Here is a 7,360-nt window from a genome sequence, read left to right as displayed (position 1 = left end):
CAGCATCCACCCACGGCGTCCGGCGCCGGGGTGCGACCACCCGGGGCCCCGATCCCGCGCGGCGTCGTTCCTCCGCGGGGCGGCGCGCCGGTCGAGCCGGTGGCAGGGCACGTGTCGGCGCACTCGTCCCACTCCGGTTCCCGGCGGAGGATCCTGGTGGTGACCCTGTTCGTCGTGGTCGCCGCCGTCGCCGCGACACTGATGGTCACCCTGGGCGGCACCAACCCGGCGACACGCGGGCGTCCGGCTGTGACCGGCACACCGGCTGACGCGCAACCGCGGGGGCACACGTATGCGCAGTTCTCCTACCGGTTCGTCGCTCCCGAGGGATGGGTCCAGACCGTGGACGACATCGCGGAGCGGCAGGTCGTCATCAAGCCGGAGTCGGCGCGTTCCGCCGAGGACGACGATCTCATCGCGGTCCAGGAGTTCGTGCTCACCTTCGACGGCGGTGCCGAGCGGACACGGTTGGCCCGCGAACTGCGTCGGAGGACCGCGTCCGACGAGTTCACCGGTTTCGACCCGGACCACCGGTTCGCGGGCGAACACGTCATCCACTACCGACAGCACAAGCCGGCAGCGACCGTCGACTGGTACGTCCTGGCACAGGGCACCGCGCAGGTGAGCATCGGATGCCAGGTGGCACGGCGCGAACGCGAGGTCCGCGCCGCGTGCCAGCAGGTGGTCCGAACCCTCGACTTCACCAACTGACCCACCCGCGGAGAACCGTCGGCGGAGACCTCCGGCCGCGCCCGTGCGTCCGGGCGGGTGTGGCGCGTTTCGCGGGCGGAACGTGGTGCGGCCGCCGCGCCGACGCGGCCACCGCCCGGTTCGGGGCGTTCACGCTAGCAACGACTTCGGGTGTTTCCGCGACAGTGCGGAACCGGCCGTGGCACTGTCTGCGTCGTAGCGCCGGTACGAACCAGTACGGCAACACCACGAGCGAAGGGGGTACTCCCGATGGCAGGCGGTTTCACCGGGACGCCGGAACAGTTCCAGCAGGCGTACCAGGACGTTGACCAGATCAAGGGTCAGATGGACCAGAACCTGAACAATCTGCGGAACAACATCGAGGCGACGCAGGCGGGCTGGCAGGGCGAGGCCGCCAAGGCCTTCCAGAACGTGATGGCCGCCTTCGACGAGAAGACGCGGAAGCTGAACGAGGCGCTCGGCAACATCGGTGAGCTCCTCCAGCAGTCGGGTGTCAAGTACCAGCAGGCGGAAGAGGAGCAGAACGCCGCCATCAGCAACATCGGCAACACGCTCGGCGGACTCTGAGCCGACCCGCTTTCCGACACTCTCCGACGACTTCAGCACTGAACGGGAGGAACAATGCCGAACGGCATCGTTGTTGACTACGCGACCATCCACACGGCCGCCGAGGACTGCAACAAGACGGGCTCCGAGCTGGACGCGCTGTTCGAGGACCTCAGGTCCCGGTTGGCTCCGCTGGTGGACTCCTGGTCCGGTGAGGCCATGGAGGCCTGGCAGCAGTGCCAGAACGAGTGGAACCAGTCGCTGGACGAGATGAAGCAGGTGCTCGCGCAGATCGCGACCGCGCTGCCGCAGATCGCCGACGGTTACCAGGCGACGGACAAGGGCATCCAGGGCATGTTCTGATCGCCCTCCATGTGCTTGCGCGTGACCGGGCCCGCCCTCGCCGGGGACGGGCCCGGTTCGTCGTGGCGGCCGCAGGTGGGCGGTGTGACGTGTCGTAGGATGCTCGTCACCGAGCGGCCGGGGCATGGATCCGGTTCACCGCGTCGGTGCGGGGTGGTGGGCCGGTCGCTCTCGTGACCTGTTCGATGCCGGGTGGTGGGCCGTGTCGCTGTCTGTCGCGTCGGTGTCGCCCGGTCGTCGTCGGCTCGTCCCCGGGGGTCCGGGTCCGGGACTGCGTACGGGGGCTATGATGGGGAGTTGCTGCCGACCCCGCGTTCACCCACCGCACGGCAACCGGGTATCTTCACGTGTTGTTGTGCGCGCAGGAGCGGCACGCGCGAAGCCCGCACGGACCTGACAAGCAAGTTGACGACGAGGTAGACCCTTGCCCACGTACAGCCCAAAGCCCGGCGATGTCACTCGTGCCTGGCACGTGATCGACGCCGAGGATGTCGTGCTCGGCCGGCTCGCGACCGAGGTCGCGACGCTGCTGCGCGGCAAGCACAAGCCCACCTACGCCCCGCACGTGGACACCGGTGACTTCGTCATCATCGTCAACGCTGACAAGGTGGCGCTCACCGGCAACAAGCGCGAGCAGAAGTTCGCCTACCGGCACAGTGGCTACCCCGGTGGCCTGCGTAAGCAGTCGTTCGGCGAACTGCTCGACTCGCGGCCGGTGCGCCTGGTCGAGAAGGTCGTGAAGGGTATGCTCCCGAAGAACAAGCTCGGCCGTGCCCAGGCCAAGAAGCTCAAGGTCTACGCCGGCCCGGACCACCCGCACGCCGCGCAGAAGCCGCAGCCGCACGAGATCACCAAGATCGCTCAGGTGACCCAGTGAGTGAGGAACAGTTCGTGACCAGCACCGAGACCGAGACCGCCTTCGACGCGGTCGTGACCACCGAGACGGCGGCCGCGCCGAAACCGTCTCGTGCCGCTGGGGGCACCGCGCAGACGGTGGGCCGTCGTAAGGAGGCGGTCGTCCGTGTGCGGATGGTGCCGGGCAGCGGCCAGTTCAAGCTGAACGGGAAGAGCCTTGAGGACTACTTCCCGAACAAGGTCCACCAGCAGCTCATCCGTGAGCCGCTGAACACGGTCGAGAAGCCCGAGTCGTTCGACATCGTGGCGACCCTCGACGGTGGCGGGCCGTCCGGGCAGGCCGGTGCGCTGCGCCTCGCCATCGCGCGCGCACTCGCCGAGATCGACGCGGACGACCGGCCCGCGCTCAAGAAGGCAGGCTTCCTGACGCGCGACGCGCGGGAGATCGAGCGGAAGAAGTACGGCCTGAAGAAGGCCCGCAAGGCGCCGCAGTACAGCAAGCGCTGACGCGCACGACAGCCGAGTCGAGCGCCCACCCGAAGCCGGGTGGGCGCTCGACTCATTTCCGGGCCCAGCGGTACCGGACGGCACAGGGTGCCCCGTCCGATCCGGGGCCGTGCGGTGACAACGTTCCGCGGGCGAACTGTCGTCACCCCCACGGTGACACCCTCGAAGACTCCAGACCCCGGGCGACGATCCCAACTCCCACGATTCTCGTGCGCCGTTCGCGGTGTGTCGGGGAGGCGGGCCCGGCCGGGGAGCGCAGTTCGCCCGCGGAACGTCGTCAACGCCCCGGGACTCCGCTCGGGCCGGCGCGGTGGCTGATCCGCATGCGCGGGGGTTCGTCGGGTCGGGGGAGCACGTTCAGCCCGCGGAACGCGGTGTGTGGCCGACCGGGGTTCGGGCGGGCATCGTGGGGTGGCTAGGTTGTTCCGGTCGGGTCGCAGGTGCACGTGATTGACGGAGGTCGACGACATGGCTCGCCTTTTCGGTACGGACGGGGTCCGGGGCCTCGCCAACGACGAACTCACACCCGAGTTGGCGTTGGCGGTGTCGGCCAGTGCCGCCCGCGTCCTCGCCGAGCACGACCGGTCGCACCGGCCGGTGGCGGTCGTCGGTCGGGACCCCCGGGCCAGCGGGGAGATGTTGGAGGCGGCGGTGGTGGCCGGGCTCACCTCCGCGGGCGCCGATGTCCTCCGGGCCGGAGTGCTGCCCACACCGGCCGTGGCCTATCTCGTCGGTGACCTCGACGTCGACCTCGGCGTGATGATCTCCGCCTCGCACAATCCGATGGCCGACAACGGCATCAAGCTCTTCGGCGACGGCGGGCACAAGCTCCCGGACGGTATCGAGGACGAGATCGCCGACGGCCTCAACGCCGCCACAACCCGGCCGACCGGTGCCCAGATCGGCCGCGTGTCCGACGTCGGTGACGCCCTCGACCGGTACGTCGCGCACCTCCTCGCGGCGACACCGGGTTCCCTCGCCGGGCTACGCGTCGTCGTGGACTGCGCCAACGGTGCGTCGTCGTTCGCGGCGCCCGAGGCGTACCGCAAGGCGGGTGCCGACGTGATCGCGGTGAACGCCGACCCCGACGGGGTGAACATCAACGACAACTGCGGCTCGACCCACCCGGAGTCGCTGCGCGCCGCCGTCGTCGAACACGGTGCCGACCTCGGCATCGCTCACGACGGTGACGCCGACCGGTGCCTGGCCGTGGATTCCGATGGCGAGCTCGTCGACGGCGACCAGATCATGGCCGTACTGGCCGTCGGTATGGCGAAGGCGGGCGAACTGACGGACACCACGCTGGTCGCCACGGTGATGAGCAACCTCGGCCTGCATCTCGCGATGCGCGAGCAGGGTATTACGGTGCGCAGCACCGCCGTCGGTGACCGTTACGTGCTCGAGGAGTTGCGCGCGGGCGGCTACTCACTCGGCGGTGAACAGTCGGGTCACGTCGTCCTGCCCGGATACGCCACCACCGGGGACGGCCTGCTCACGGCGCTTCGCCTGATGAGCCGCGTCGGCGAGACGGGCGACCCGCTGCGCGAGTTGGCCGGGGTGATGCGCCGCCTGCCCCAGGTGCTGGTGAACGTGCCGGTGACGGACAAGACCACCGTGACGGGTTCACCGACCGTGAAGGAGGCCGTCGACTCTGTGGAGGCCGAACTCGGCGAGACGGGCCGCGTCCTGCTGCGCCCCTCGGGCACCGAACAACTCGTCCGGGTCATGGTCGAGGCCCCGGACGCCGAGACGGCCCAGGTCGCGGCCGACCGGCTGGCGGGGGTCGTCTCGTCGGTCGGGTGAGCCGTACCGCGTTCCGCCCGCGGAACGCGGTACCCCGCACCGGCCACGGATCCCGCGGAATGATCCACGGTGGAGTGGCCGACTCGGTAGATTGGTGCCCCCACGACGGCACCGGTCGTGCCGGGTGTGCGTCGTAGTCGACACGGTCAACACATGCGAGCGATCTGAGGGGGCCTTGTGGCAGGCGGGCAGACCGTCGACCCGGGAAAGTTGGACGCTGCCGGCTCGGCGTACGGCAAGGAGGGCGGCGAGCTCACGAACGCGGGCTCGAAGATCGAGACAGGAGTGTCCGAGGCGCAGGTCGGGAAGGCCTGGTCCGAGGTCGCCTCCCGCTACAGCGACGTGATCGCCAAGTACCGCGATTCCGTGAACCGCTACGGGAACAAGGTCACCGACCTCGGGGGCAAGCTCACCGAGGCCGCGAAGTCCTACGAGCAGGGTGAAGCCGTCAGCCGTGAGATGATCGCTTCGAAGGAGGTGTGAACGCGTGTCGATCTTTACGCCAACCAATGTCCGAGAGTTGGCGAACCTGAGGTTCACCCCGCAACAGTTCGACGAGATGCGGGCGGCGCTCGACGACCCCCATGTGTCACGGCAGGACAAACAGAACTTCCTTTACGCGTTGTCCAATGCCGATAGGCTGAGCGAGGACGAAGCCGTCAAGTATTCCGCCGAGGTCGGGGCGGATGCGTCGGACGTGATAGCCGGTGGACAGGCTCCTCTCGAAAACCTGGACCATGCTGACGGGAGCCTTCCCCGGGCCCGCACCGACCGGGCCGAGGGACAGGTCAGCGACGCGCGTAACACGTTGAACCAGGGGGGCTTCTCGACCTCGGACGAGATCGTCGACGAGGCGGCGGTCGTGGTGAAACTGTTCGAGGAGTTCCACCCGCGTTACACGGAGGCGAGTGCGCTCGTCGGTGCGGGGCCGAACGGCGCGCAGGAGTCGCAGAACTACGAGCCGGTCTCCCTGGATTCGGGTACGGCCCCCGGCGAGGGGGCGGCCGGGGGGCTGTCCGCGGGATATTCGCACAGTGGCCTCGATCCGCAGAGCATCCGTCGAGGACTGGACGAGTTCCGGGGTATCGATTTCGGCGCCTTTCACGCGGATGCCGAGATGCTCTCGACGGCGTATGACGCCGTCGGTGGCGCGACCGAGGCACTCAACTCGGCATGGAAGAGCAATACCGCGGACTGGACCGGTGATGCGAAGGCCGCGGCGGAACAGGCGAATCAGCGTCTGGCGGACGGTGCCGGAGACCTCTCCCAGGCCCTGAAGACCGCCCCCGACACCATCACCCACAGCATCGACGAGGGTGTACAGCGCAACGTCGTCAACTATGCCCAGCGGGTACTGCAGGTCTACGGCGACGGAACCGTCGCGGAACTGACCCCGTCGCAGGTCGACGGCCTGATCGCGGCGAAGAAAAAGCTGCCTTCGACCATTCAGGAAGTCGAGCAGAAGTATCAGGAGCTCCAGAACAGAAGTTTCGGCGACCGCCTGTTGGACGCTGTGCTCTTCGCTGGGCCGATCCTTCCAGCTGCGGTTCTCGGGATGACCTTTGCGGAGGAGATCACTGAGGACAACATCGGGTCGGAGCTCGAGAAGATGAAGAGCGCTCTCGCGGAGACCGAGACCCGACTGGGTGAGTTCTGCGGCATGTATCAGCAGAAGGCCACCGAGTTCCACGGGCACGGTCAAGGCTTCGTCGCGGCGATCAGCGAGTGCTATTCGGCGTTGACCGAGTCGTTGGGGGAGGAGCTCGACCCGGATCCCTTCGCGGAGCCGGACACGGAGGGGCAGGGCGTGCACCAGCCCGGCGCCGCCGCGGGCGGGGCTTCCGGGGCCGGGGCGGGCAGCGGTGGCATGCCCGGTGGAGCGGGCGGTAGTGGTAGCGCCCCCGGTGGTGGGGCGGGTTCCGCCGGGGTCCCCAGCGCCGAGGACATGATGCCGGACACGGAGCAGGCGACGAATCCGGTGACCGGTGAGGAGCTGGAGGTGAACCCGGAGACCGGCGAGCCCTACCCGATCGATCCGGAGACCGGTGAGGCGGTCAAGGACGCGGCGGAGCAGGACACCGTCACCGTCGAGAAGGGTGACCGCACCTTCGAGATGACCGAACCCGGTGAGGACGGCACGATGGGGATCTCGGTCGCGGACGGCTCCGGCGAACCGAGGGACTACACACTCGACTTCGGTACCGATGGGTCCCCGAACGGTGGTATGGCGGAGGGCGCCGCGGGTGAGGCGGAAGACTTCGGACCGGACGGCCGCACGAGCGGAGAGGCTGGTGAAGGGGAAGGACCCGGCGGCGAGAAGATCCATCGCCCGGGCCCGGACGGCACGATCCGGATTCAGGAGGACGGCTTCGAGCTGACGGCGGAGCAGCCGCAGGGCCCGGACGGTCCGACGGTGGTCACCGTCGACGACGGTCAGGGTGAGCCCACCACCTACACCCTCGGCGCTGAGGACGAGAACCCGACGGCCGGTGGCCAGCCGGGTGCGGGCGCCGGGCGCGGTGACGCGGGGGCACGCGCGGAGACCGGGGAAGCGCCGTCCCGCAACCCCGCACCC

At 68.9% G+C, this 7,360-nt stretch carries 8 protein-coding genes; all 8 read left to right on the top strand.

All coding sequences use genetic code 11. From position 1 onward, the window contains the following. Window positions 1-159: 159 nt before the first annotated feature. Entirely contained in the window at window positions 160-711 is a 552-nt protein-coding gene (locus SACHA_RS19990; RefSeq protein ID WP_232211795.1) for a type VII secretion-associated protein, read from the top strand. Between the two features lie 249 nt (window positions 712-960). Further along, entirely contained in the window at window positions 961-1,278 is a 318-nt protein-coding gene (locus SACHA_RS0102755) for a WXG100 family type VII secretion target (protein ID WP_019807035.1), read from the top strand. Between the two features lie 54 nt (window positions 1,279-1,332). Next, window positions 1,333-1,620 carry a WXG100 family type VII secretion target gene (locus tag SACHA_RS0102750; protein WP_019807033.1) on the top strand — a complete coding sequence of 96 codons (288 nt, stop codon included), beginning with the start codon at window positions 1,333-1,335 and terminating at the stop codon, window positions 1,618-1,620. A 424-nt stretch (window positions 1,621-2,044) separates the two neighbouring features. After that, window positions 2,045-2,497 (top strand): 50S ribosomal protein L13, encoded by a 453-nt coding sequence (rplM, locus tag SACHA_RS0102745; RefSeq protein WP_007025956.1) that lies wholly within the window; start codon window positions 2,045-2,047, stop codon window positions 2,495-2,497. A 14-nt stretch (window positions 2,498-2,511) separates the two neighbouring features. After that, window positions 2,512-2,982 carry a 30S ribosomal protein S9 gene (rpsI, locus tag SACHA_RS0102740; RefSeq protein WP_028662831.1) on the top strand — a complete coding sequence of 157 codons (471 nt, stop codon included), beginning with the start codon at window positions 2,512-2,514 and terminating at the stop codon, window positions 2,980-2,982. A gap of 468 nt (window positions 2,983-3,450) precedes the next feature. Further along, window positions 3,451-4,785, top strand: a complete 1,335-nt coding sequence (gene glmM / locus SACHA_RS0102735; RefSeq protein WP_028662830.1) for a phosphoglucosamine mutase — start codon at window positions 3,451-3,453, stop codon at window positions 4,783-4,785. Between the two features lie 177 nt (window positions 4,786-4,962). Then, the gene (locus SACHA_RS0102730) at window positions 4,963-5,268 is read left to right on the top strand and encodes a WXG100 family type VII secretion target (protein ID WP_019807027.1); all 306 of its coding nucleotides are present in this window, start codon (window positions 4,963-4,965) and stop codon (window positions 5,266-5,268) included. Between the two features lie 37 nt (window positions 5,269-5,305). After that, window positions 5,306-7,360: hypothetical protein (locus SACHA_RS24850; protein ID WP_019807025.1), on the top strand; the 2,055-nt coding region annotated here is incomplete at its 3' end.

Origin of the sequence: Saccharomonospora halophila 8, from assembly GCF_000383775.1 — a bacterium.
Lineage (GTDB): Bacteria > Actinomycetota > Actinomycetes > Mycobacteriales > Pseudonocardiaceae > Saccharomonospora > Saccharomonospora halophila.
The sequence above is the reverse complement of the archived record's forward strand: the minus strand, read 5'-3'. Positions and strand labels throughout refer to the sequence as shown.

What these genes read in the sequence shown, in the direction of transcription:
- SACHA_RS0102755 (WP_019807035.1), top strand. Translation starts at nt 961, where the DNA reads ATGGCAGGCGGTTTCACCGGGACGCCGGAACAGTTCCAGCAGGCGTAC.
- SACHA_RS0102750 (WP_019807033.1), top strand. Translation starts at nt 1,333, where the DNA reads ATGCCGAACGGCATCGTTGTTGACTACGCGACCATCCACACGGCCGCC.
- glmM (WP_028662830.1), top strand. Translation starts at nt 3,451, where the DNA reads ATGGCTCGCCTTTTCGGTACGGACGGGGTCCGGGGCCTCGCCAACGAC.